The following is a 24360-nucleotide window of genomic DNA, read 5'->3' as shown; positions in this document are numbered from 1 at the left end:
ACGGAGCGTCCTTTGCGGCCACCCGGCGTGGCCGTGGCGGCCACCCCCGTGCCGGGGCACCCCTCTGCGGTGCCCCGGCACGTGCTGTCTGGAAGGCCCGAAAGGTCCACCGCAGGCGGCCCGATGCACAGATGGGCAGGTCGGGTCCGTTCGTGACGTTTTCCGAAGGGGGTTGACGGCCTCTGTGGATCGGAGTTCCATCAAGTTTGCGAACCCTCGTCGGGAGCGGATGCGGTGCGCTACGTCCTCCCTGCGTGGTCCCATCACGCAGGTCCTTGCCAGCGGTGTGCCCTTCGGCTACACTGCTAGTTTGCGCTTCCCTTCTCGTTGTATCGGCCTCGCCGACGCCGTGCCGTTGGTGATGGTCGGCCCTGTTCGGGGGCTGGTATGCACCGCGAGGCGGTTCCGGTTACGTGGTCCGGAGCGGTACTCGCGGTCGGTCCGGGACGATGCGGGGGCGCGCTGGTCGTGCCGGAGTGTGGCACGGCTGTACGGCTGCCACACCGAGGACCCTGAGCGAGACCCTTGCCCATACACCGATCCGTTGTTCTCAGCGGACACTCGTGTCGCCGCGCGCACATGCCGTGGCGAGGCTTTCGCGTGCCCGTTGTCGGCTTGTCGGCCGCACATCCGCTACGCCGGACGCCCGGGGGTCGGCCTCCGCGTCCCGCAGCCATCATCTCACCGGTGGGGCACCCCCCGCCGCCGTTCCTGACAACCGTAGCGAGACACTGATCACCTGACCATTCCCCGACGGATACTTGACGTCCGCGACGCCAGCCCGACGATCAGGCCACCGGAAGGACCACCTTGGCCGCCTCGCGCTCTTCCTCCCGCATCTCGTTCGCTAAGATCATCGAGCCCCTCGAGGTCCCGGATCTCCTTGCTCTTCAGACGCAGTCCTTCGATTGGCTGATCGGTAGTGACGCCTGGGCGGAGCGGGTGCAGGAGGCCATCGATTCCGGCCGTGACGACGTTCCGATCACCTCGGGTCTCGAGGAGGTCTTCAAGGAGATCTCCCCGATCGAGGACTTCTCCGGCTCGATGTCACTGTCCTTTCGGGACCACCGGTTCGAACCGCCCAAGTACTCCGTGGAGGAGTGCAAGGACAAGGACATGACCTTCTCGGCCCCGCTGTTCGTCACGGCCGAGTTCACCAACAACAACACCGGCGAGATCAAGAGCCAGACGGTGTTCATGGGTGACTTCCCGCTCATGACCCCGAAGGGCACCTTCGTCATCAACGGCACTGAGCGCGTGGTGGTCAGCCAGCTCGTGCGCTCTCCGGGGGTCTACTTCGAGCGCAGCCTCGACAAGGCTTCCGACAAGGACCTGTACTCCTGCAAGGTGATCCCCTCCCGGGGAGCCTGGCTGGAGTTCGAGATCGACAAGCGCGACACCGTGGGCGTGCGGATCGACCGCAAGCGCCGTCAGTCCGTCACGGTGCTGCTCAAGGCGCTCGGCTGGGACGAGGCCCGCATCCTCGAGCGGTTCGGTGACTTCCCGTCGATGCGGATCACCCTGGAGAAGGACCACACCGCCGGCCAGGACGATGCGCTGCTCGACATCTACCGCAAGCTGCGCCCGGGTGAGCCGCCGACACGGGAGTCGGCGCAGACCCTGCTGGAGAACCTCTTCTTCAACCCGAAGCGTTACGACCTCGCCAAGGTCGGTCGCTACAAGGTCAACAAGAAGCTTTCCCTGGGTGTTGCCCACGACGTCGGTGTCCTCACCGAGGACGACATCGTGCGCACGATCGAGTACGTCGTCAAGCTGCACGCGGGTGCCGACCCGGCCGAGTACGAGGTCGACGACATCGACCACTTCGGCAACCGTCGCCTGCGCTCGGTCGGCGAGCAGATCCAGAACCAGGTCCGGCTGGGACTTGCCCGGATGGAGCGGGTCGTCCGCGAGCGGATGACTACGCAGGATGTCGAGGCGATCACGCCGCAGACCCTGATCAACATCCGGCCGGTCGTCGCCTCCATCAAGGAGTTCTTCGGCACCAGTCAGCTCTCGCAGTTCATGGACCAGACGAACCCGTTGGCTGGTCTGACTCACAAGCGCCGGATGAACGCACTTGGCCCAGGCGGCCTTTCTCGAGAGCGGGCGGGCTTCGAGGTCCGCGACGTACACCCCAGCCACTACGGCCGGATGTGCCCGATCGAGACGCCGGAAGGCCCGAACATCGGTCTGATCGGCTCGCTGTCGACGTTCGCCCGGATCAACCCGTTCGGCTTCGTTGAGACGCCGTACCGCAAGGTCGTGGACGGCCGCGTCACCGACGAGATCGACTACCTGACCGCCGATGAGGAGGACCGGCACGTCAAGGCGCAGGCGAACGCGCCGCTACGGCCGGACGGAACGTTCGCGGAGGATCGTGTCCTGGTTCGCCGCAAGGGCGGTGAGGTCGAGTTCATCCCGCCGGATGAGGTCGACTACATGGACGTTTCGACCCGTCAGATGGTCTCCGTGGCCACCGCCATGATCCCGTTCCTCGAGCACGACGACGCCAACCGCGCGCTCATGGGCTCCAACATGCAGCGCCAGTCGGTGCCGCTGCTGCGCTCCGAGGCGCCGCTGGTCGGCACCGGGATGGAGGCCCGCGCGGCCAAGGATGCCGGCGACGTGGTCGTCTGCGCCCAGGCGGGGGTGGTCGAGGATCTCTCGGCCGACTACATCACCGTCATGCACGACGACGGCACCCGGCGCACCTACCGGCTGGCGAAGTTCCGCCGGTCGAACCAGGGCACCTGCATCAACCAGAAGCCGATCGTGAACGAGGGCGACCGGGTCGAGGCCGGCCAGGTCATCGCGGACGGCCCGTGCACCGACAACGGTGAGATGGCGCTCGGCAAGAACCTGCTGGTCGCCTTCATGCCGTGGGAGGGGCACAACTACGAGGATGCGATCATCCTGTCCCAGCGTCTCGTCCAGGACGACGTGCTGTCCTCGATCCACATCGAGGAGCACGAGGTCGACGCCCGCGACACCAAGCTCGGCCCGGAGGAGATCACCCGGGACATCCCGAACGTCGCCGAGGAGGTTCTCGCCGACCTCGACGAGCGGGGGATCATCCGGATCGGCGCCGAGGTCTCGCCCGGCGATGTCCTGGTCGGCAAGGTCACACCCAAGGGCGAGACCGAGCTGACCCCCGAGGAGCGCCTGTTGCGCGCGATCTTCGGGGAGAAGGCCCGGGAGGTCCGTGACACCTCGCTGAAGGTGCCGCACGGTGAGTCCGGCAAGGTCATCGGCGTGCGGGTGTTCTCCCGCGAGGACGGCGACGAGCTCCCGCCCGGGGTCAACGAGCTGGTCCGGGTCTACGTCGCCCAGAAGCGAAAGATCACCGACGGGGACAAGCTTGCCGGCCGGCACGGCAACAAGGGTGTCATCGCCAAGATCCTGCCCGTCGAGGACATGCCCTTCCTCGAGGACGGCACCGCCGTCGACGTCGTGCTCAACCCGCACGGCGTGCCGCGCCGGATGAACCTCGGCCAGATCCTGGAGACCCACCTCGGGTGGGTGGCCAAGACCGGCTGGCAGGTCGACTCCGGCACCGAGGACTGGAAGGAGCGGCTGCGTGGCATCGGCGCGGACGCCGCCTCGGCCGGCACCAATGTGGCGACCCCCGTCTTCGACGGTGCCCGCGAGGAGGAGATCACCGGTCTGCTCGACTCCACCCTGCCCAACCGCGACGGCATCCAGCTGATCGGCTCCTCCGGCAAGGCCAAGCTGTTCGACGGCCGGACCGGTGAGCCGTACCCCTACCCGGTGGCGGTCGGCTACATCTACATCCTCAAGTTGCTGCACCTGGTCGACGACAAGATCCACGCCCGGTCGACCGGTCCCTACTCAATGATCACCCAGCAGCCCCTGGGTGGTAAGGCGCAGTTCGGTGGCCAGCGGTTCGGCGAGATGGAGGTGTGGGCGCTGGAGGCGTACGGCGCCGCCTACGCCCTGCAGGAACTGCTGACCATCAAGTCCGACGACGTCGTGGGCCGGGTCAAGGTCTACGAGGCGATCGTCAAGGGCGAGAACATTCCGGAGCCCGGTATCCCGGAGTCGTTCAAGGTGCTCATCAAGGAGATGCAGTCGCTGTGCCTCAACGTCGAGGTGCTCTCCAGCGATGGCGTGCAGATCGAGATGCGTGACACCGACGAGGACGTCTTCCGTGCGGCGGAGGAACTCGGGATCGACCTGTCCCGGCGTGAGCCGAGCAGCGTCGAGGAGGTCTGACGGACGCCGGGGGTCCGACGCACCCGCCCTGATGGGCGGCGAGGCCCCCGGCGGCTCCATCCGGCTCCAGCGTCCCGACCGAGAAAGAGAGAGCAGGCGACAGTCTTGCTGGACGTCAACTTCTTCGACGAACTGCGCATCGGTCTCGCCACCGCGGATGACATCCGCCAGTGGTCGCACGGTGAGGTCAAGAAGCCCGAGACGATCAACTACCGCACCCTGAAGCCGGAGAAGGACGGGCTCTTCTGCGAGAAGATCTTCGGTCCGACCCGGGACTGGGAGTGCTACTGCGGCAAGTACAAGCGGGTCCGGTTCAAGGGCATCATCTGTGAGCGCTGTGGCGTCGAGGTGACCCGGGCCAAGGTCCGCCGTGAGCGCATGGGCCACATCGAGCTGGCTGCGCCGGTCACCCACATCTGGTACTTCAAGGGTGTCCCGAGCCGCCTCGGCTACCTGCTGGACCTCGCGCCGAAGGACCTCGAGAAGGTCATCTACTTCGCCGCGTACATGATCACCAAGGTGGACGCGGACGCCCGCCACCGCGATCTGCCGACCCTCGAGGCCCGCATCGGCGTCGAGAAGCAGCAGCTCGAGGACAAGAAGAACGCCGACGTGGAAGTCCGGCAGAAGCGGCTCGAGGCCGACCTCGCCCAGCTTGAAGCCGAGGGCGCCAAGGGCGACGCGCGCCGCAAGGTCCGAGAGTCGGCCGAGCGCGAGATGCGCCAGCTCCGCGACCGCTCGCAGCGCAAGATCGACGACCTGGACCGCGTCTTCGACCGGTTCAAGAACATGAAGGTCCAGGACCTGGAGCCGGACGAGCTTCTCTACCGCGAGCTGCGCGACCGGTTCGGTGCGTACTTCGACGGCGGCATGGGCGCCGAGGCGCTGCAGCGCCGGCTGGCCGACTTCGACCTGGCCGCCGAGGCGGAGTCGCTGCGCGAGACCATCCGCAGCGGCAAGGGGCAGAAGAAGGCCCGCGCGCTCAAGCGGCTCAAGGTCGTCTCCGCGTTCCTGAACACCCGCAACTCCCCGATGGGGATGGTGCTCGACTGCGTCCCGGTGATCCCACCCGATCTGCGCCCGATGGTGCAGCTCGATGGTGGCCGGTTCGCCACCTCGGACCTCAACGACCTGTACCGCCGGGTGATCAACCGGAACAACCGGTTGAAGCGGCTGCTCGACCTCGGCGCGCCCGAGATCATCGTCAACAACGAGAAGCGGATGCTGCAGGAGGCCGTCGACGCGCTGTTCGACAACGGCCGCCGCGGCCGGCCGGTCACCGGCCCGGGTAACCGCCCGCTGAAGTCGCTGTCCGACATGCTCAAGGGCAAGCAGGGCCGGTTCCGCCAGAACCTGCTGGGCAAGCGGGTCGACTACTCCGGCCGTTCGGTCATCGTCGTCGGTCCGCAGCTCAAGCTGCACCAGTGCGGTCTGCCCAAGCAGATGGCGCTGGAGCTGTTCAAGCCGTTCGTGATGAAGCGCCTGGTGGATCTCAACCACGCGCAGAACATCAAGTCGGCGAAGCGGATGGTCGAGCGGGCCCGCCCGGTCGTGTGGGACGTGCTCGAGGAGGTCATCACCGAGCACCCCGTGCTGCTCAACCGGGCGCCGACCCTGCACCGCCTCGGCATCCAGGCCTTCGAGCCGCAGCTCGTCGAGGGCAAGGCCATCCAGATCCACCCGCTGGTCTGCACGGCGTTCAACGCCGACTTCGACGGCGACCAGATGGCGGTGCACCTGCCGCTGTCCGCCGAGGCGCAGGCCGAGGCGCGGATCCTGATGCTGTCGAGCAACAACATTCTCTCGCCCGCATCGGGCCGGCCGCTGGCGATGCCGAGCCTCGACATGGTGACCGGGGTGTTCCACCTGTCCCGTCTGGCCGAGGGGGCGCTCGGCGAGGGGCGGGCGTTCTCCAGCGTCGCCGAGGCGCAGATGGCCTTCGACGCCCGGGAGATCACCCTTCAGGCGAAGATCAGGGTGCGGTTGCGGGACACCACCCCGCCGTCGGACTGGGTCCCGCCCGCCGACTGGGTCACCGGGGACGTGTTCACCCTGGAGACCACGTTCGGTCGTTGCCTGCTCAACGAGGCGCTGCCGGAGGGCTACCCCTTCATCAACGCCCAGCTGAACAAGAAGGCCCAGGCCGCGATCGTCAACGACCTGGCCGAGCGGTACCCGAAGATCCAGGTAGCGGCGACCCTGGACGCCCTGAAGAGCGCCGGTTTCTACTGGGCCACCCGGTCCGGGGTCACCGTCGCGATCGAGGACGTCGTCGCGCCGCCGAACAAGGCCGAGATCCTCGACGACTACGAGCAGCGCGCCGACCGGGTCCAGAAGCAGTTCGACCGCGGCTTCCTGTCCGACGAGGAGCGCCGCAGCGAGCTGGTCCAGATCTGGACCGAGGCGACCAACAAGATCGCCGAGGCGATGGAGGAGAACTTCCCGGCGACCAACCCGGTCTACGTGCTGGTCAACTCCGGAGCCGCTGGAAACATGATGCAGATCCGGCAGCTCGCCGGCATGCGTGGTCTGGTCTCCAACCCGAAGGGTGAGATCATCCCGCGGCCGATCAAGGCGAACTTCCGCGAGGGTCTGACCGTGCTGGAGTACTTCATCTCCACCCACGGTGCCCGTAAGGGACTCGCCGACACCGCCCTGCGCACCGCGGACTCGGGGTATCTGACCCGGCGGCTCGTCGACGTCAGCCAGGACGTCATCGTCCGCGAGGAGGACTGCGGCACCGAGCGCGGCATCCTCACTCGGATCGCCCGCAAGGGCGCCGACGGGGTGCTGGTCCGGGACCGGTACGCCGAGACCTCGGCGTACGCGCGGACCCTGGCCTCCGACGCGATCGACGCGAACGGCGAGGTCATCGTGCCCGCCGGCACCGACGCCGGGGACGTCGCGATCAGCCAGATCATCGAGGCCGGTATCGAGCAGGTGCGGGTCCGCTCGGCGCTGACCTGCGAGTCCCGGATGGGGGTGTGCGCCCAGTGCTACGGGCGCTCGCTCGCCACCGGCAAGCTGGTTGACGTCGGTGAGGCCGTCGGCATCGTCGCCGCGCAGTCCATCGGTGAGCCCGGCACCCAGCTGACGATGCGTACCTTCCACAGCGGTGGCGTCGCCGGCGACGACATCACCCAGGGTCTGCCGCGTGTCGTCGAGCTGTTCGAGGCGCGCAGCCCGAAGGGCAAGGCCCCCATCACCGAGGTCTCCGGCCGGGTGAAGATCGAGGAGACCGAGAAGACCTTCAAGGTTGTGGTGGTGCCGGACGACGGCAGCGACGAGATCGCCTACCCGGTCTCGCGGCGTTCGCGCCTGCGGGTCCGCGAGGGCGACCACATCGAGGTCGGCAGCCAGATTGTCGACGGTGCCGTCGACCCGCACGAGGTGTTGCGCATCCTCGGGCCGCGCCAGGTCCAGCTCCACCTGGTGGACCAGGTCCAGGAGGTCTACCGGTCGCAGGGTGTGTCGATCCACGACAAGCACATCGAAATCATCATCCGCCAGATGCTCAAGCGGGTGAACGTTCTCGAGTCGGGCGACACCACCCTGCTGCCCGGTGAGCTCTGCGAGCGGGCCCGGTTCGAGGCGGAGAACCGTCGGGTGGTGGAAACCGGTGGCCAGCCGGCCTCGGCCCGCCCGGTCCTCATGGGGATCACCAAGGCGTCGCTGGCGACCGAGTCGTGGCTGTCGGCGGCCTCCTTCCAGGAGACGACTCGGGTGCTCACCGACGCGGCGATCAACGCCCGGTCGGACTCGCTCGTCGGCCTGAAGGAGAACGTCATCATCGGAAAGCTCATCCCGGCCGGCACCGGGATCTCCCGGTACCGCAACATCCGGGTCGAGCCGACCGAGGAGGCACGTGCGGCGATGTACTCCGTCGGTGCCTACGAGGACGGCGGCGTCGAGTACGGTGCGTTCGGCACGGGCTCCGGCCAGGCGGTCCCGCTGGACGAGTTCGACTACCGCAGCTCGGGAGACTTCCGCTGAGCAGGTCGCGCGTAAGCAGGTCGCGAGGCTGACCGAGCGGAGCTGACCAGAGCCCGACCGAAGCCCGATCGATCAGGACCGGCCCGGCGCCCTCACCAGGGTGCCGGGCCGGTTGCGCGTCCAGGTCCGAAGCCCGCTGGTGGGACAGCGCGCAGAGGCGAAAATCGGCAGGACAGGGGCAGGTACATGCGGTGGCGGTGGAAGGTGGCGGCGGCGTGATTCTGACCGGCGACCACGACGACCTGAGTCGGTTGGCCGCGCCTTGTCGGACAGTGGTCATCGAAGCGCTCCCCGGCAGTGGACGTGACCGGGGCTGACCGCGAGTGGACCGAGATTCGCCGGGAACGAATGATCTACGAGGATGAGGCCATTCTCGTGCTCGACAAACCCGTCGGCATCTCGGTCATGGGAGAGCGGCACGACACCGATCTCGTTACCCTCGCCGGGGATGACGGCGAGGAGCTGTTCCCGGTGCACCGCATCGACAAGGTCACCTCGGGCCTGGTGCTCTTCGCCCGGCAGTTGCGGTTCCACGGTGATCTCACCCGGCAGTTCCAGCGCCGCACGGTGGACAAGCGCTACCTCGTCCTGACCCGCACCCGCGGACTGCCCGCCTCGGGGACCGTCGACCTGCCGCTGAGTGTGGGGCGCAAGAGCCGGGTCCGGGTGGCGGCGAACCGGGCCGACATCATGGCCGACCTGGCGGAGGTGGCCCCCTTGGCGGAGGTGGCCGACCTGGCGGAGGCGGCCCGGGCAGAGGTTGGCTCGACCGGCGCCGGCGCCGGCGCCGGCGCCGGACGCTGGACAGTTCCGCCCGCCGCGGTGTTCCCCCACGTCCGGACATACCCGTCCGTCACAACCTTCATCCGGGTGTGGGAGGGCGGCGAGTACACCCTGCTCGCGGTCACGCCGGTCAGCGGGCGGCGCCACCAGATCCGGGTGCATCTGGCCTGGATCGGGCACCCGATCGAGGGCGATCCGCTGTTCGGCCGCGATGCCACCGCCCGCACCCTGCTGCACTCGTGGCGGCTCGCCTTCGATGCGGCTTGGGCCGGCGGCCCCCGCATCGAGGTCGAGGCGCCCCCCGGAGCCGACTTCTGGGCCCCGGTACGCGCGCATCTGCCGGCAGGCCTGGCTGCGACCCTCCTCGGAAATGTGGCGGGTGGGTCAGGAATAGGCGGTTTCGCGTAGCTCGCCGTAGACCCGGACCAGGTCGGGCAGCTGGTAGTGCGCGTTCAGGCCGCTCGGATTGGGCAGGAGCCAGACGCCGGCGGGTCCCAGGGTCTCCGCCTGGCGGCCGACCTTCGCGCCGCGGCGTCCGAACCCGATCCGGTAGGCGGCCAGGCCGAGGAAGGCCACCCACCGGGGTGTGACCCGTTCGACGAGTTCGGTGAGCCGGGGCACGCCGGCGCGGACCTCGTCATCGCTGATCTCGTCGGCGCGCGCGGTGGAGCGGTGGACGAGATTGGTGATGCTGATGCCCCGGCGGACCAGTTCGTCGGTCTCGCTGGGATGCAACCGGCGTGGGGTGAAGCCGGCGAGGTGCAGCACCGGCCACAGCCGGTTGCTCGGCGTGCCGAAGTGAAAGCCGGTGGCCCCGGACTCGAGGGACGGGTTGATCCCGCAGAGCAGCACGACGGTGGCCGGGGCGACCAGATCCGGGACGGTGGTCCCGTAGGCCGCGAGCAGCGCGTCCCGGCTCGGCCGGCGTCGGGTGGGGGCGGCCGCGAATCGTGCGCTGGCTGCGTCAGACATGTCCTCGCGGGCCTCCGATGCCGGTATCGTGCTGTCCCGTACAGCGTGCCAGTAGGTCCAGCGTGCCAGTACGGGGGGCCGTGCTGGTGCCCGCCTGTGCCGTTCGTCGAGTGCGTACGCCCGTCGCGTGCATAGTGCGCGTGGGGTCTGCGTGGGATTTCGCCGGACACCCCCGTTCGACACCTGGCGCGGGCGTGGAGTACTGTTGAGCCCTGTGGTCGGAGTCCACGTGGCTCCGGCGTGCGTCCTGCACTTCGATGTGGCGCCGTGGTGCTCGCTAGGTTGACGTAAAGTCACTATTCGGGTATCCGTCGGCGGCTGTCGAGCTCGGTTCCGCAAAGCGGACGGGCGGGCTGGCGTGCTCCTCGCCGGAACTGGATCATTGCATCGAGGTTTCGGTCGAATGGCGCGACACGCCCGACCGCGTGGGTCGGAGAAGCCGCTCGAGGACACTCCGGTGGATCGGGTGCGGACCACAGCAGCAGGTAGGCCGGCGTACCGGTCTGGTTGCCCAAGGCAGTACGACGAGGCGTGACAGGAACGGGAGCGGCGTTGCCCACGATCCAGCAGCTGGTCCGCAAGGGCCGGCAGGACAAGGTCGAGAAGACCAAGACCCCGGCACTCAAGGGAAGCCCTCAGCGTCGTGGTGTGTGCACCCGCGTCTACACGACCACCCCGAAGAAGCCGAACTCGGCCCTGCGCAAGGTGGCCCGGGTCCGGTTGAACAGCGGGATCGAAGTCACCGCCTACATCCCCGGGGTCGGCCACAACCTGCAGGAGCACTCGATCGTCCTGGTTCGCGGTGGCCGAGTGAAGGATCTTCCGGGTGTCCGGTACAAGATCGTCCGAGGCGCTCTCGACACGCAGGGCGTCCGTAACCGTAAGCAGGCTCGTAGCCGCTACGGCGCGAAGAAGGAGAAGGGCTGATGCCGCGCAAGGGGCCTGCGCCCAAGCACGCCGTGGTGGTCGACCCGGTGTACGGGTCGCCGCTGGTGACCGCGCTGGTGAACAAGGTGCTGTTGAGCGGTAAGAAGTCGGTCGCGGAGCGCATCGTGTACGGCGCACTCGAGGGTGCGAAGAACAAGACCGGCAACGACCCGGTCGTCACGCTCAAGCGCGCGCTGGACAACGTCAAGCCGACGCTGGAGGTGCGCAGCCGCCGGGTGGGTGGTGCCACCTACCAGGTTCCGGTCGAGGTTCGCGCCGGCCGGAGCACTACCCTCGCGCTGCGCTGGATCGTCGGCTACTCCCGGGCTCGTCGCGAGAAGACGATGACCGAGCGGCTGATGAACGAGCTCATCGACGCAAGCAACGGCCTCGGCGCCAGCGTGAAGCGCCGGGAGGACACCCACAAGATGGCGGAGTCCAACAAGGCCTTCGCCCACTACCGCTGGTGATCCGACATGCCATCTGACGTACGTTCCTTGCTGGCCGGGACCCGCAACATCGGGATCATGGCCCACATCGACGCGGGCAAGACCACCACCACCGAGCGCATCCTCTTCTACACCGGTGTGAACTACAAGATCGGTGAGGTCCACGAGGGCGGCGCCACGATGGACTGGATGGAGCAGGAGCAGAAGCGGGGGATCACCATCACCTCCGCGGCCACCACCTGTCTCTGGCGCGACCACACCATCAACATCATCGATACCCCCGGCCATGTCGACTTCACCGTCGAGGTGGAGCGCTCGCTGCGGGTCCTTGACGGTGCGGTCGCGGTCTTCGACGCGGTCGCCGGAGTCGAGCCGCAGAGCGAGACGGTCTGGAAGCAGGCCGACCGTTACAACGTCCCGCGTATCGCCTTCGTCAACAAGATGGACCGGGTTGGTGCCGAGTTCCACCGCTGCGTGGAGATGATGATCGACCGGCTCGACGCGACGCCGGCCGTGATCCAGCTCCCGTGGGGCGTGGAGGCCGACTTCCGCGGTGTCATCGACCTGGTCCGTATGAAGGGCCTCCTCTGGAAAACCGAGGACAAGGGCGCCTCTTACGAGACCGTCGACATCCCGCGGGATCACCTTGAGGCCGCGCAGGAGTGGCGCGACAAGCTCCTCGAGACCGTCGCTGAGAACGACGACGAGCTCATGGAGCTCTACCTCGAGGGTGAGGAGCCCTCCACGGAGCAGCTCGTCGCAGCCCTGCGCCGCGCGACTCTGGCGAGCAAGGTCAACCCGGTGCTGTGCGGTTCGGCGTTCAAGAACAAGGGCGTCCAGCCCATGCTCGACGCCGTCGTCGACTTCCTGCCGAACCCGCTGGACATCGGCGCCACCGTCGGCCATGCGGTCGGTGACGAGGAGACCGAGGTCCGCCGGGAGCCGAGCGAGGACGAGCCGTTTTCCGCGCTCGCCTTCAAGATCATGAGTGACCCGTACGTGGGTAAGCTGACCTACATCCGGGTGTACTCCGGCAAGCTGACTGGTGGTTCGCCGGTGCTGAACTCGACGAAGGACCGCAAGGAGCGTGTCGGCCGCATCCTGCAGATGCACGCCAACCACCGGGAGGACCGGGAGGGCGTCGGCGCGGGACAGATCGTGGCCGTGGTGGGGCTGAAGAACACCACCACGGGTGACACGCTCTGCGACCCGAACGCCCCGGTGATCCTGGAGTCGATGACGTTCCCGGCGCCGGTCATCCACGTCGCGATCGAGCCGAAGACCAAGGCCGACCAGCAGAAGCTGGGCACCGCCATCCAGCGGCTCGCCGAGGAGGACCCGACCTTCCAGGTCCGCACCGACGAGGAGACCGGTCAGACGATCATCGCCGGCATGGGCGAGCTGCACTTGGATGTGCTGGTCGACCGGATGCGCCGCGAGTTCGGTGTCGAGGCGAACGTCGGCAAGCCGCAGGTGGCCTACCGGGAGACGATCCGCCGCAAGGTGGAGAAGGTCGACTACACCCACAAGAAGCAGACGGGTGGATCCGGCCAGTACGCTCGGGTGATCATCAACCTGGAGCCCTCCGGCGGCGACGGCGGTGGCTACGAGTTCGAGAACAAGGTCACGGGTGGTCGCATCCCCCGGGAGTACATCCCCTCGGTGGATGCGGGCTGCCAGGAGGCCATGGAGTTCGGCGTGCTCGCCGGCTACCCGCTGGTGGACGTCAAGGTCACCCTGCTCGACGGCCAGTTCCACGACGTCGACTCGTCCGAACTCGCATTCAAGATCGCCGGTTCGATGGCGTTCAAGGACGCGGCCCGCAAGGCCGACCCGGTGCTGCTCGAGCCCCTGATGGCTGTCGAGGTCACCACCCCCGAGGACCACATGGGTGACGTGATCGGCGACCTGAACTCCCGCCGTGGGCAGATCCAGGCGATGGAGGAGCGGGGCGGCTCCCGGATCGTACGGGCGCTGGTGCCACTGTCGGAGATGTTCGGCTACGTTGGTGATCTTCGGTCGAAGACCTCCGGCCGGGCGAGCTACTCCATGCAGTTCGACTCCTACGCCGAGGTTCCCGCGAACGTCGCCAAGGAGATCATCGCCAAGGCCCGGGGAGAGTGAGCGCCCTCACGGCGTGAGCAATACCCCTACCTGACTACACCGCACGACACCACCCGTCCTTGGAGGGACACCCGTGGCGAAGCAGAAGTTCGAGCGGACGAAGCCGCACGTCAATATCGGCACCATTGGTCACATCGACCACGGCAAGACGACCCTGACCGCGGCGATCACCAAGGTCCTGCACGACGCCTACCCGGACCTCAACCCCTTCACGCCGTTCGACCAGATCGACAAGGCGCCGGAGGAGAAGGCCCGCGGCATCACGATCTCGATCGCCCACGTCGAGTACCAGACCGACACCCGGCACTACGCGCACGTCGACTGCCCGGGACACGCTGACTACATCAAGAACATGATCACCGGTGCCGCTCAGATGGACGGCGCGATCCTGGTCGTGTCCGCCACCGACGGTCCGATGCCGCAGACGAAGGAGCACGTGCTCCTCGCCCGCCAGGTCGGCGTGCCCTACATCGTCGTCGCCCTGAACAAGGCCGACATGGTTGACGACGAGGAGATCCTCGAGCTCGTCGAGCTGGAGGTCCGGGAGCTGCTGAGCTCGTACGAGTTCCCGGGCGACGACGTTCCGGTCGTCCGGGTCTCCGCGCTCAAGGCGCTGGAGGGCGACAAGGAGTGGGGCGCCAAGCTCCTCGAGCTCATGGCGGCGGTCGACGAGTCGATCCCCGAGCCGCAGCGTGACATCGACCGGCCGTTCCTCATGCCGATCGAGGACGTCTTCACGATCACTGGTCGTGGCACCGTGGTCACCGGTCGCGTCGAGCGCGGAATCGTCAAGGTCAACGAGACCGTGGAGATCGTCGGTATCAAGCCGGAGACCACCTCCACCACCGTGACCGGTGTCGAGATGTTCCGCAAGCTGCTCGACGAGGGGCGTGCCGGCGACAACGTCGGTCTGCTCCTGCGCGGTATCAAGCGGGAGGACGTCGAGCGCGGCCAGGTCATCGTCAAGCCGAAGTCGATCACCCCGCACACGGTGTTCGAGGCTCGCGTCTACATCCTCAACAAGGATGAGGGCGGACGGCACACGCCGTTCTTCAAGAACTACCGCCCGCAGTTCTACTTCCGCACCACCGACGTGACCGGCGTCGTGACCCTCCCCGAGGGCACGGAGATGGTCATGCCGGGGGACAACACCGAGATGACGGTCGAGCTGATCCAGCCGATCGCTATGGAGGAGGGTCTGCGCTTCGCCATCCGCGAGGGTGGCCGGACCGTCGGCGCGGGCCAGGTTACGAAGGTTCTCAAGTAGTAGCCGTGGGCGGTGGGTCCGGGCGTGTGTACGGACCCACCGCCCACGGCGCTGCCTGACCAGGCAGGGCTCTCGCGAGACTCGGCTGCCGAGGACAACCGGCCGCCGGCAAGGGACGCAGCCCGGTCCCGGTCGACACGTCGAGCGGGACCGGCACGAGACAGCGGTACAACCGGCAGGTTCTTTCCGCCGGCGGCGGGGCGCCAGGCTCGCCGCGCGGCCGGCGGTGAGGATCTACGGGCGGTGACCCGGTAGCGATACCGGCCGGACGAGACAGACAGGACAGGCGAAGCCCACCATGGCGGCACAGAAGATCCGCATCCGGCTCAAGGCCTATGACCACGAGGTCATCGACAGCTCGGCGCGGAAGATCGTCGAGACGGTGACGCGGACGGGCGCGCAGGTCGCGGGACCGGTGCCGCTGCCGACGGAGAAGAACATCTACTGCGTCATCCGGTCGCCGCACAAGTACAAGGACAGCCGCGAGCACTTCGAGATGCGGACGCACAAGCGGCTGATCGACATTCTTGACCCGACGCCCAAGACGGTCGACTCGCTTATGCGCCTCGACCTGCCCGCCGGCGTCGATATCGAGATCAAGCTGTAAGAGGGGCCGGCGCAGTCATGCTCATCCGCAACTACAGAGGGCTCCTGGGCACCAAGCTCGGGATGACCCAGGTATGGGACGCGAACAACCGCGTCGTGCCGGTCACCGTCATCAAGGCCGGACCCAACGTCGTCACGCAGGTCAAGACGCCTGACTCGGACGGCTACTCGGCCGTTCAGCTCGGTTACGGCGAGGTCGACCCGCGTAAGATCAACAAACCCGCCCGCGGCCACTTCGCCACCAGCGGGGTGGCGCCCCGGCGCCACCTCGTCGAGCTGCGGACCGCCGATGCCGGCAACTACCGGCCCGGCCAGGAGCTGACCGGCGAGGTGTTCTCCGCCGGGACCGTCGTTGACGTCACCGGCACCTCGAAGGGCAAGGGGTTCGCCGGTGTCATGAAGCGTCACGGGTTCAAGGGTCTGGGCGCGGGGCACGGCGTCGAGCGCAAGCACCGCTCGCCGGGGTCGGTCGGCGGCTGCGCCACGCCCGGTCGCGTGTTCAAGGGCCTGCGTATGGCCGGCCGGATGGGTCATGTGCGCACCACGACCTCGGGGCTGACGATCCACGCCTTCGACACCGAGCGTGGCTATCTGCTGGTCAGGGGTGCGGTGCCCGGCCCGGATGGTGGTCTGGTCCTCGTGCGCAGCGCGGCCAAGCGCCCGGCGCCCGAGGCCATCGCCCCGGCGGCCGAGCTGGCCGGTACCGGTGAGGAGGTCTCGGCATGAGCCGGGTGGCCACATCCGACCCGAGCGTCACCGCGCGCACCGTCGCGGTGCACGCGCCGAACGGGGGCGAAGGCGGCAGTGTCGAGCTGCCCGGTGGCGTGTTCGACGTGCCGCTCAACATCCCGCTGATCCACCAGGTCGTGGTGGCGCAGCTCGCGGCGGCCCGCCAGGGCACGCACGACACGAAGACCCGCGGCGAGGTCCGCGGCGGTGGCCGCAAGCCGTATCGGCAGAAGGGCACCGGCCGGGCCCGGCAGGGATCGCTGCGGGCTCCGCAGTTCACCGGCGGTGGCACCGTACACGGCCCCACACCGCGCAGATACGACCAGCGGACCCCGAAGAAGATGAAGGCCGCCGCGCTGCGCGGCGCGCTGTCCGACCGGGCCCGCAACAACCGGGTGCACGTGGTGTCCTCGCTGGTCTCCGGCGAGACGCCGTCGACGAAGAGCGCGGTCACCGCGCTGCGGACGATCGCCGACACCCGCCGGGTGCTGGTGGTGGCGAGCCGTTCGGACGAGCTGACCTGGAAGAGCCTGCGCAACGTCGCGGCGGTGCACCTGCTCGACCCGGGCCAGCTCAATACCTATGACGTGCTGGTGAGCGACGACGTGGTCTTCATCGAGGATGCGCTGGCCGCGTTCCTTGCTCGTGACACCCGTCCGGCAACCTCCACCGCCGGGACCGAGGCTGCTGCGGGCACCGAAGGTGTGGCCGGGGCGGAGGAGAACAAGTGATTCCCGACCCGCGTGACGTGATCCTGCGGCCGGTCGTCTCCGAGAAGAGCTACGGCCTGCTCGACGAGAACGTCTACACCTTCATCGTGCGTCCGGACGCGAACAAGACCCAGATCAAGCTCGCGGTCCAGCAGATCTTCAATGTGCGGGTCCTGCGGGTGAACACCATCAACCGGCAGGGCAAGCGCAAGCGGACCAAGCACGGCTGGGGACACCGGTCCGCCTCCAAGCGGGCCCTGGTGAGCCTGGCTCCCGGTGACACGATCGAGATCTTCGGAGGCCCCGGTGCCTGAGCGCGTGCGCTCCGCGGCGGCGGTGGGTCCAGGACGGTAGGAAGCCATGGGTATTCGTAGGTACAAGCCGACGACGCCGGGGCGTCGTGGTGCGAGCGTGGCCGACTTCGTCGAGATCACTCGTGACCACCCGGAGAAGTCGCTGGTCCGCCCGCTGCACTCCAAGGGCGGGCGCAACGTCCACGGCCGGATCACCACCCGGCACCAGGGCGGCGGGCACAAGCGGGCGTACCGGGTCATCGACTTCCGGCGGGACAAGGACGAGGTGCCGGCCAAGGTCGCGCACATCGAGTACGACCCCAACCGCACCGCCCGGATCGCGCTGCTGCACTACCTCGACGGCGAGAAGCGCTACATCCTCGCGCCGGTCAAGCTCAGGCAGGGCGACACGGTCAGTTCCGGCGTGGGCGCCGACATCAAGCCCGGCAACGCGCTGCCGCTGCGCAACATCCCGACCGGCACGGTGGTGCACGCCATCGAGCTGCGTCCCGGCGGTGGTGCGAAGATCGCCCGTAGCGCCGGCACGAGTGTGCAGCTCGTCGCGAAGGACGGCCCCTACGCCCAGCTGCGGATGCCCTCCGGTGAGATCCGCAACGTGGATGTGCGCTGCCGCGCGACGGTCGGCGAGGTCGGCAACGCGGAGCAGAGCAACATCAACTGGGGTAAGGCCGGCCGGATGCGCTGGAAGGGTCGCAGACCCACCGTGCGCGGTGTCGCGATGAACCCGGTCGACCACCCGCACGGTGGTGGTGAGGGTAAGACCTCCGGCGGTCGTCACCCCGTCAACCCCAAGGGCCGTCCGGAGGGGCGGACCCGGGCGACCCGCAAGTCGTCCGACGCGCTCATTGTGCGTCGTCGCAAGCAGAACAGGCGGCGGTAATGGTGATCTCCAGGCCCCGGGCCGCGTCGGCCACCAGCGCGCCGCCGACCAGCCGTACCCATCGGATCTGAGCAGGAAGGAGGAGACACAGCCATGCCACGCAGTCTGAAAAAGGGCCCGTTCGTCGACGACCACCTGCTCAAGAAGGTGGATCTGCAGAACTCCAAGGGCACCAAGCACGTCATCAAGACCTGGTCGCGCCGGTCGACCGTGATCCCCGACATGCTGGGGCACACGATCGCCGTGCACGACGGCCGCAAGCACGTCCCGGTCTTCATCACCGAGGGCATGGTCGGGCACAAGCTCGGCGAGTTCGCCCCGACCCGGACCTTCCGTGGCCACGTCAAGGAGGACCGGAGGTCACGCCGTGGCTGACGATCTCGTTGACGGCCTGACCCGGGCCGGTCTTCCCGGGGCGAAGGCCTCGGCCCGCTATGTCCGGGTCTCGCCGACGAAGGCCCGCCGGGTCGTCGACCTGGTGCGCGGGCGCTCGGTCGGCGAGGCGCTGGACATCCTCCGGTTCGCTCCGCAGGCGGCCAGCGAGGACGTGTACAAGGTTGTCGCCAGCGCCGCGGCGAACGCCGAGAACAACCACAGCCTCGATCCGGCCACCCTGTGGGTCGGCGAGGTCTACGTGGACGAGGGGCCGACGCTCAAGCGCATCCGGCCCCGAGCTCAGGGCCGGGCCTACCGGATCCGCAAGCGCACCAGCCACATCACCGTCGTGGTGGAGAGCCGGGAGCCGGTCTCCGCGGCCGGCCGGGGCGCGAAGACGACAAGGAGGGCCCGGTAGTGGGGCAGAAGGTCAACCCGCACGGGTTCCGGCTTGGCATCACCTCGGAGTTCACCTCCCGTTGGTACGCCGACAAGCAGTACAAGGCGTACGTCGGCGAGGACGTGAAGATCCGTAAGATGATGTCGCGGGGCATGGAGCGGGCCGGCATCAGCCGGGTCGACATCGAGCGGACCCAGGGGCGGCTGCGGGTGGACATCCACACCGCGCGCCCGGGCATCGTCATCGGTCGCCGTGGCGCCGAGGCCGACCGCATCCGTGGCGACCTGGAAAAGCTCACCGGGAAGCAGGTGCAGCTCAACATCCTCGAGGTGAAGAACCCCGAGGTCGACGCCCAGCTCGTCGCCCAAGGGGTGGCCGAGCAGCTCTCCAGCCGGGTCAGCTTCCGCCGGGCGATGCGCAAGGCCATGCAGACCGCGATGAAGGGCGGCGCGAAGGGGATCCGGGTGCAGTGCTCGGGTCGTCTCGGCGGCGCCGAGATGAGCCGGTCGGAGTTCTACCGCGAGGGTCGGGTGCCGTTGCACACCCTCCGCGCGGACATCGACTACGGCTTCTATGAGGCTCGGACGAACTTCGGCCGCATCGGCGTGAAGGTCTGGATCTACAAGGGCGACATCGTCCAGAGCCGGGCCGAGCGTGAGGCGCAGGAGGCGCTGCAGCGCCAGACCCGCCGGGAGCGCCCGCGCCGCGGGCCGCGTTCCGGCTCGTCCGGCACGACCCAGGGCGGGACCGAAGCGGGCCGGGCGGCGGCCCGCGGCGAGCGCCGCGGCCGTGGTGGTGGCGGCGGGAACGCCCCGGCTGAGACTCCGGCGGGCGAGGCCGCGGCGATCGAGTCGACGGCACCCGTCGCGGAGCCCGCCACCGAGGCGGCGAGTGCGCCGGCCGAGGCGGCCGTGGCGAACACTCCGGAGAAGGCGGAGGAATAGACATGCTGATTCCCCGGAAGGTCGCGCACCGCAAGCAGCACCACCCCGGGCGGACCGGTGCCGCCAAGGGCGGAACCCGGGTCACGTTCGGTGAGTACGGGATCCAGGCCTTGGAGTCGGCCTACGTGACGAACCGGCAGATCGAGTCGGCCCGTATCGCGATGACCCGGCACATCCGTCGTGGTGGAAAGGTCTGGATCAACATCTACCCGGACCGTCCGCTGACCAAGAAGCCGGCCGAGACCCGGATGGGTTCTGGTAAGGGCTCGCCCGAGTGGTGGGTCGCGAACGTCAAGCCGGGCCGGGTCCTGTTCGAGCTGTCCGGGGTCGCGGAGCCGGTGGCCCGCGAGGCGATGCGGCGGGCCATCCACAAGCTGCCGATGAAGTGCCGTTTCGTGGTCCGTGAAGGTGGTGCGTAATGGCTATCGCTACCGCGGACGAGCTGCGGAGCCTGTCGGGCGAGGAGCTCGTCGACAAGCTTCGGGAGGCCAAGGAGGAGCTGTTCAACTTCCGGTTCCAGGCGGCGACCGGGCAGCTGTCGAACAACCGCCGGCTGCAGGCCGTGCGGCGCGACATCGCCCGGATCTACACCGTCATGCGCGAACGGGAGCTGGGTATCACCGACGATCCGGCGGTGGCTGCCGGCGCGGCGGACGATGACGCGACGCAGTCGGAACGGACGTGAGGACAGTGACAGACGAGACGGCCTCCCAGGAGGCTTCGCAGAGCACGGACGCGGCGGCTCCCGCCCGCGGATTCCGCAAGGTCCGCGAGGGCCTCGTGGTCAGCGACAAGATGACCAAGACTGTCGTGGTCGCGGTCGAGGACCGGGTGCAGCACCCGCTGTACGGCAAGACGATCCGTCGTACCAAGAAGGTCAAGGCGCACGACGAGAGCGGCACCACCGGTGTCGGCGACCGCGTCCTGCTGATGGAAACGCGGCCGTTGTCGGCGACCAAGCGGTGGCGGATCGTTCAGGTCTTGGAGAAGGCGAAGTAGTGAAGTAGTCCTGGCCCGGACGCCGGGGCCGGGCAGGACCGGGTGATCAGTAGTACCGGGTGATCAGGAGCGGAAAGTGATTCAGCAGGAGTCGCGACTTCGGGTCGCCGACAACACCGGAGCGCGGGAGATTCTCTGCATCCGGGTGCTCGGCGGCTCTGGGCGTCGTTACGCGGGGATCGGCGACATCATCGTCGGCACGGTGAAGGACGCCCTGCCCGGCGCCGGCGTGAAGCGCGGCGACGTGGTCAAGGCGGTCGTGGTGCGTACCACCAAGGAGCGCCGGCGGCCGGACGGCTCCTACATCCGCTTCGACGAGAACGCGGCGGTGCTCATCCGGGACGGTGGTGACCCTCGGGGCACCCGCATCTTCGGGCCGGTCGGCCGGGAGCTGCGTGACAAGAAGTTCATGAAGATCATCTCGCTGGCGCCGGAGGTGCTGTGACCGTGGCCACTTTGAAGATCAAGAAAGGCGACACGGTCCAGATCATCACCGGCAAGGACCGTGGGCTCAAGGGTAAGGTCATCCGCGCCTATCCGGAGCAGAACAAGGTCCTCGTCGAGGGCGCGAACCGGATCACCCGGCACACCCGCGTCCAGCAGAGCACACGCGGCTCGCAGTCCGGGGGCATCATCACCCAGGAGGCGCCGATCCACGTGAGCAACGTGATGATCGTCGACCCGTCTGACGGGAAGCCGACCCGGATCGGTTACCGCATCAACGACGACGGCACCAAGGTGCGTGTCTCGCGGCGCACCGGTACCGAGCTGTAGGCCGAGCGAGCAGTCGAGCAGTTGGGAAACGAGATTAGACCATGACTGTGACCACCGAGGGCCGGACCATCGAAGGCCGGCCTATTGGCGCTCGCCCGGTCCCACGGCTCAAGCAGCGGTACCGCGACGAGATCGCCCCGGCGCTGCGGGAGCAGTTCTCCTACCGCAACGTCATGCAGATCCCCGGCGTCGTCAAGGTCGTCGTCAACATGGGGGTCGGAGACGCCGCCCGGGACGCGAAGCTGATCGATGGCGCTGTGCGGGATCTTGCGGCCATCACCGGCCAGAAGCCCGCGGTCCGGCGCGCGAAGAAGTCCATCGCCCAGTTCAAGCTGCGCGAAGGGATGCCGATCGGCGCCAAGGTGACGTTGCGTGGTGACCGGATGTGGGAGTTCCTCGACCGCCTCGTCACCATCGCGCTGCCGCGTATCCGTGACTTCCGCGGGCTGTCGCCGAAGCAGTTCGACGGTGCCGGCAACTACACCTTCGGGGTGACCGAACAGTCGATCTTCCATGAGATCGACATCGACCGGATCGATCGGGTTCGGGGCATGGACATCACGGTCGTCACCACCGCGACCACCGACGACGAGGGCCGGGCGCTCCTGCGGGCGCTGGGCTTCCCCTTCCGGGAGAACTAGAGAGATGGCCAAGAAAGCACTGATCGAGAAGTCGAACCGTAAGCCGAAGTACGCGGTCCGGGGTTACACCCGATGCCAGCGCTGCGGCCGGTCCCGCTCGGTGTACCGGGGCTTCGGGCTCTGCCGGGTGTGCCTGCGGCAGATGGCGCACCGCGGCGAGCTGCCCGGCGTCACCAAGAGCTCCTGGTAGGCCGGTACCGCGCCCCGGACCGGGGCCGGAACGGCGGCACCGGCAGCACGGTTCCACCGCACCACCACCGCACCTCCACCCGATCGCGGCAGGCCCGGCGGCCGAGGACGACCTCGGCACTGGCGGGAACCGCCGTGAGAAAGGCGTCAAGCCATGACGATGACCGATCCGATTGCGGACATGCTCACGCGTGTCCGTAACGCCAGCCGGGCGTACCACGACCGCGTGGTGATGCCCCACAACAAGATCAAGACGCACATCGCCGAGATCCTCCAGCAGGAGGGATACATCTCCGGCTGGCACGTCGAGGACGCGACCTCGGCTGGCGGCGTCGGCCACACCCTGGTCATCGATCTGAAGTACGGCCCCAACCGGGAACGCTCGATCGCCGGGATCAAGCGCATCAGCAAGCCGGGTCTGCGGGTCTATGCCAAGGCGACGAACCTCCCGAAGGTCCTCGGGGGCCTGGGCGTCGCCATCATCTCCACCTCGTCGGGTTTGCTGACCGACAAGCAGGCGGGCAAGCGGGGCGTGGGCGGGGAAGTCCTCGCCTACATCTGGTAAGGAGGGCGAGCGATGTCACGGATCGGGCGCCTGCCCATTCCCGTCCCCAGCGGTGTCGATATCACCGTCGAGGGAGCCACCATCACCGTCAAGGGGCCCAAAGGGACCCTGAGCCACGTCGTGGCCGAGCCGATCGTGGTGAACACCGAGGACGGTCGGCTCCTCGTGACCCGGCCCGACGATGAGCGTCGCTCCCGGTCGCTGCACGGCCTGACTCGCACCCTGGTCTCCAACATGGTCACCGGCGTCACCGCCGGATACTCGAAGACCCTGGAGATCGTCGGCGTCGGTTACCGTGTCCAGGCCAAGGGCTCCGACCTGGAGTTCGCCCTCGGGTACAGCCACCCGGTGCCGGTCAAGGCCCCGGAGGGCATCCGCTTCGAGGTGCAGACCCCGACCCGCTTCGTGGTCCACGGGATCGACAAGCAGCTGGTCGGTGAGGTCTCCGCGAAGATCCGCGGGCTGCGCAAGCCTGACCCGTACAAGGGCAAGGGCGTGCGCTACCAGGGCGAGGTCGTCCGCCGCAAGGTCGGGAAGACCGGGAAGTAGGAGATAGATCATGGCAGTGAGCCTCGGCGCCAGCTCGCGTCGACGGACCGCGAAGCTCCGTCGGCACGTCCGGGTGCGCAAGAAGGTGGCGGGCACCCCGTCTCGCCCACGGCTCGTCGTCACCCGGTCCTCGCGGCACATCTACGCCCAGGTCATCGACGACGTCGCCGGCCACACGCTGGCGTCGGCGTCCACCCTGGACGTGTCGCTGCGCGGCGGCGAGGGGGACAAGACCGAGCAGGCCCGCAAGGTCGGCGCCCTGGTCGCCGAGCGCGCGAAGGCGGCCGGGATCGTCGCGGTCGTGTTTGACCGCGGCGGGCGGACCTACTCCGGCCGCATCGCCGCGCTCGCGGACGCGGCGCGGGGGAGCGGGCTGGACTTCTGATGACTGCCCCCAGCCTTTACAGTCAGTCCAGCCTTTACCGCCAGTACAGCCAGAACAGGGAGATGTTGTAGATGCCAGGCCAGCAGCGCCGCGGCGGCGGCTCGGACCGTCGGGAACGCCGGGACCGGTCGGGCAGCGGCCCGGCGCAGGAGAAGAACGCCTACGTCGAGCGGGTTGTCGCGATCAACCGCGTGGCGAAGGTTGTCAAGGGCGGACGCCGGTTCAGCTTCACGGCGCTCGTTGTGGTCGGTGACGCGGACGGGACCGTGGGCGTCGGCTATGGCAAGGCCAAGGAGGTTCCGGCCGCCATCGCCAAGGGCGTCGAAGAAGCCAAGAAGCACTTCTTCAAGGTGCCCCGGATCGGTTCGACGATTCCGCACCCGGTGCAGGGCGAGGAGGCGGCAGGCGTCGTGCTGCTCAAGCCCGCCTCGCCCGGTACCGGGGTCATCGCCGGTGGTCCGGTCCGTGCCGTGCTGGAGTGCGCCGGTGTGCACGACGTGCTCTCGAAGTCGCTCGGCTCATCGAATCCGATCAACATCGTGCACGCGA

27 protein-coding genes are annotated in these 24360 nt (G+C 68.2%); 26 read left to right on the top strand and 1 reads right to left on the bottom strand.

Going from position 1 to position 24360, the window contains the following annotated elements; genetic code table 11:
* Positions 1 to 810: 810 nt before the first annotated feature.
* The 3 genes from rpoB to AC08ON_RS00220 all read left to right on the top strand — a co-directional run bounded on the left by rpoB (position 811) and on the right by AC08ON_RS00220 (position 9420).
* Positions 811 to 4236: a DNA-directed RNA polymerase subunit beta gene (gene rpoB / locus AC08ON_RS00230; RefSeq protein ID WP_476605935.1), complete on the top strand. Its 3426-nt coding sequence runs from the start codon at positions 811 to 813 to the stop codon at positions 4234 to 4236.
* A 105-nt stretch (positions 4237 to 4341) separates the two neighbouring features.
* Positions 4342 to 8229 carry a DNA-directed RNA polymerase subunit beta' gene (locus AC08ON_RS00225; RefSeq protein WP_476605936.1) on the top strand — a complete coding sequence of 1296 codons (3888 nt, stop codon included), beginning with the start codon at positions 4342 to 4344 and terminating at the stop codon, positions 8227 to 8229.
* A gap of 348 nt (positions 8230 to 8577) precedes the next feature.
* Positions 8578 to 9420, top strand: coding sequence for an RluA family pseudouridine synthase (locus AC08ON_RS00220; RefSeq protein ID WP_476605980.1), 843 nt, complete (start codon positions 8578 to 8580; stop codon positions 9418 to 9420).
* Here the strand turns inward: AC08ON_RS00220 and mug are convergent.
* Entirely contained in the window at positions 9397 to 9984 is a 588-nt protein-coding gene (gene mug, locus AC08ON_RS00215) for a G/U mismatch-specific DNA glycosylase (protein WP_476605937.1), read from the bottom strand. The two genes, AC08ON_RS00220 and mug, sit on opposite strands and share 24 nt — an antisense overlap.
* Positions 9985 to 10536: 552 nt before the next feature.
* Between mug and rpsL the strand changes: the two genes are divergently transcribed.
* From rpsL to rpsE, 23 genes are all read left to right on the top strand, one after another.
* Positions 10537 to 10911 carry a 30S ribosomal protein S12 gene (gene rpsL, locus AC08ON_RS00210; protein WP_009740532.1) on the top strand — a complete coding sequence of 125 codons (375 nt, stop codon included), beginning with the start codon at positions 10537 to 10539 and terminating at the stop codon, positions 10909 to 10911.
* On the top strand, positions 10911 to 11381 hold the full coding sequence (gene rpsG / locus AC08ON_RS00205; protein WP_009740531.1) for a 30S ribosomal protein S7: 471 nt from the start codon (positions 10911 to 10913) through the stop codon (positions 11379 to 11381). The genes rpsL and rpsG overlap by 1 nt, the downstream gene beginning before the upstream one ends.
* Before the next feature lie 6 nt (positions 11382 to 11387).
* Positions 11388 to 13484 carry an elongation factor G gene (fusA, locus tag AC08ON_RS00200; protein WP_476605938.1) on the top strand — a complete coding sequence of 699 codons (2097 nt, stop codon included), beginning with the start codon at positions 11388 to 11390 and terminating at the stop codon, positions 13482 to 13484.
* A gap of 73 nt (positions 13485 to 13557) precedes the next feature.
* Positions 13558 to 14751: an elongation factor Tu gene (gene tuf / locus AC08ON_RS00195; RefSeq protein ID WP_011435038.1), complete on the top strand. Its 1194-nt coding sequence runs from the start codon at positions 13558 to 13560 to the stop codon at positions 14749 to 14751.
* Positions 14752 to 15049: 298 nt separating this feature from the next.
* Entirely contained in the window at positions 15050 to 15358 is a 309-nt protein-coding gene (gene rpsJ / locus AC08ON_RS00190; protein ID WP_007514815.1) for a 30S ribosomal protein S10, read from the top strand.
* Between the two features lie 17 nt (positions 15359 to 15375).
* Entirely contained in the window at positions 15376 to 16083 is a 708-nt protein-coding gene (rplC, locus tag AC08ON_RS00185) for a 50S ribosomal protein L3 (RefSeq protein WP_476605939.1), read from the top strand.
* Positions 16080 to 16817, top strand: a complete 738-nt coding sequence (gene rplD / locus AC08ON_RS00180; RefSeq protein WP_011435040.1) for a 50S ribosomal protein L4 — start codon at positions 16080 to 16082, stop codon at positions 16815 to 16817. Before rplC ends, rplD begins: the two co-directional genes overlap by 4 nt.
* Entirely contained in the window at positions 16814 to 17110 is a 297-nt protein-coding gene (gene rplW, locus AC08ON_RS00175; RefSeq protein ID WP_011435041.1) for a 50S ribosomal protein L23, read from the top strand. The genes rplD and rplW overlap by 4 nt, the downstream gene beginning before the upstream one ends.
* A 46-nt stretch (positions 17111 to 17156) precedes the next feature.
* Complete coding sequence (gene rplB / locus AC08ON_RS00170) at positions 17157 to 17990, top strand: 50S ribosomal protein L2 (RefSeq protein ID WP_476605940.1); 834 nt, start codon at positions 17157 to 17159, stop codon at positions 17988 to 17990.
* 93 nt (positions 17991 to 18083) lie between these two features.
* Positions 18084 to 18365 (top strand): 30S ribosomal protein S19, encoded by a 282-nt coding sequence (gene rpsS / locus AC08ON_RS00165; RefSeq protein WP_011435043.1) that lies wholly within the window; start codon positions 18084 to 18086, stop codon positions 18363 to 18365.
* Positions 18358 to 18783, top strand: a complete 426-nt coding sequence (rplV, locus tag AC08ON_RS00160) for a 50S ribosomal protein L22 (RefSeq protein ID WP_011435044.1) — start codon at positions 18358 to 18360, stop codon at positions 18781 to 18783. The genes rpsS and rplV overlap by 8 nt, the downstream gene beginning before the upstream one ends.
* On the top strand, positions 18783 to 19709 hold the full coding sequence (gene rpsC / locus AC08ON_RS00155; protein WP_476605941.1) for a 30S ribosomal protein S3: 927 nt from the start codon (positions 18783 to 18785) through the stop codon (positions 19707 to 19709). Before rplV ends, rpsC begins: the two co-directional genes overlap by 1 nt.
* Before the next feature lie 2 nt (positions 19710 to 19711).
* Entirely contained in the window at positions 19712 to 20128 is a 417-nt protein-coding gene (gene rplP, locus AC08ON_RS00150; RefSeq protein ID WP_009740521.1) for a 50S ribosomal protein L16, read from the top strand.
* Positions 20128 to 20394, top strand: coding sequence for a 50S ribosomal protein L29 (rpmC, locus tag AC08ON_RS00145; protein WP_476605942.1), 267 nt, complete (start codon positions 20128 to 20130; stop codon positions 20392 to 20394). Before rplP ends, rpmC begins: the two co-directional genes overlap by 1 nt.
* A 5-nt stretch (positions 20395 to 20399) precedes the next feature.
* Positions 20400 to 20708 (top strand): 30S ribosomal protein S17, encoded by a 309-nt coding sequence (rpsQ, locus tag AC08ON_RS00140; RefSeq protein WP_011435047.1) that lies wholly within the window; start codon positions 20400 to 20402, stop codon positions 20706 to 20708.
* A 76-nt stretch (positions 20709 to 20784) separates the two neighbouring features.
* Complete coding sequence (gene rplN / locus AC08ON_RS00135; RefSeq protein WP_009740518.1) at positions 20785 to 21153, top strand: 50S ribosomal protein L14; 369 nt, start codon at positions 20785 to 20787, stop codon at positions 21151 to 21153.
* 2 nt (positions 21154 to 21155) lie between these two features.
* The gene (rplX, locus tag AC08ON_RS00130; RefSeq protein ID WP_462185747.1) at positions 21156 to 21482 is read left to right on the top strand and encodes a 50S ribosomal protein L24; all 327 of its coding nucleotides are present in this window, start codon (positions 21156 to 21158) and stop codon (positions 21480 to 21482) included.
* Positions 21483 to 21523: 41 nt separating this feature from the next.
* Positions 21524 to 22123, top strand: coding sequence for a 50S ribosomal protein L5 (gene rplE / locus AC08ON_RS00125; RefSeq protein ID WP_011435049.1), 600 nt, complete (start codon positions 21524 to 21526; stop codon positions 22121 to 22123).
* 4 nt (positions 22124 to 22127) lie between these two features.
* On the top strand, positions 22128 to 22313 hold the full coding sequence (locus AC08ON_RS00120) for a type Z 30S ribosomal protein S14 (protein WP_011435050.1): 186 nt from the start codon (positions 22128 to 22130) through the stop codon (positions 22311 to 22313).
* Between the two features lie 153 nt (positions 22314 to 22466).
* Entirely contained in the window at positions 22467 to 22877 is a 411-nt protein-coding gene (gene rpsH / locus AC08ON_RS00115; RefSeq protein WP_476605943.1) for a 30S ribosomal protein S8, read from the top strand.
* A 12-nt stretch (positions 22878 to 22889) separates the two neighbouring features.
* Entirely contained in the window at positions 22890 to 23426 is a 537-nt protein-coding gene (gene rplF, locus AC08ON_RS00110) for a 50S ribosomal protein L6 (protein ID WP_011435052.1), read from the top strand.
* A gap of 10 nt (positions 23427 to 23436) precedes the next feature.
* A complete protein-coding gene (gene rplR / locus AC08ON_RS00105) occupies positions 23437 to 23811 on the top strand; it encodes a 50S ribosomal protein L18 (protein WP_476605944.1) in 375 nt (124 codons plus the stop codon).
* A 71-nt stretch (positions 23812 to 23882) separates the two neighbouring features.
* Positions 23883 to 24360: 30S ribosomal protein S5 (rpsE, locus tag AC08ON_RS00100; RefSeq protein ID WP_476616265.1), on the top strand; the 478-nt coding region annotated here is incomplete at its 3' end.

It is taken from the genome of Frankia sp. CoWAU3, assembly GCF_977971855.1.
This window is presented reverse-complemented; position numbering and strand designations above follow the sequence as displayed.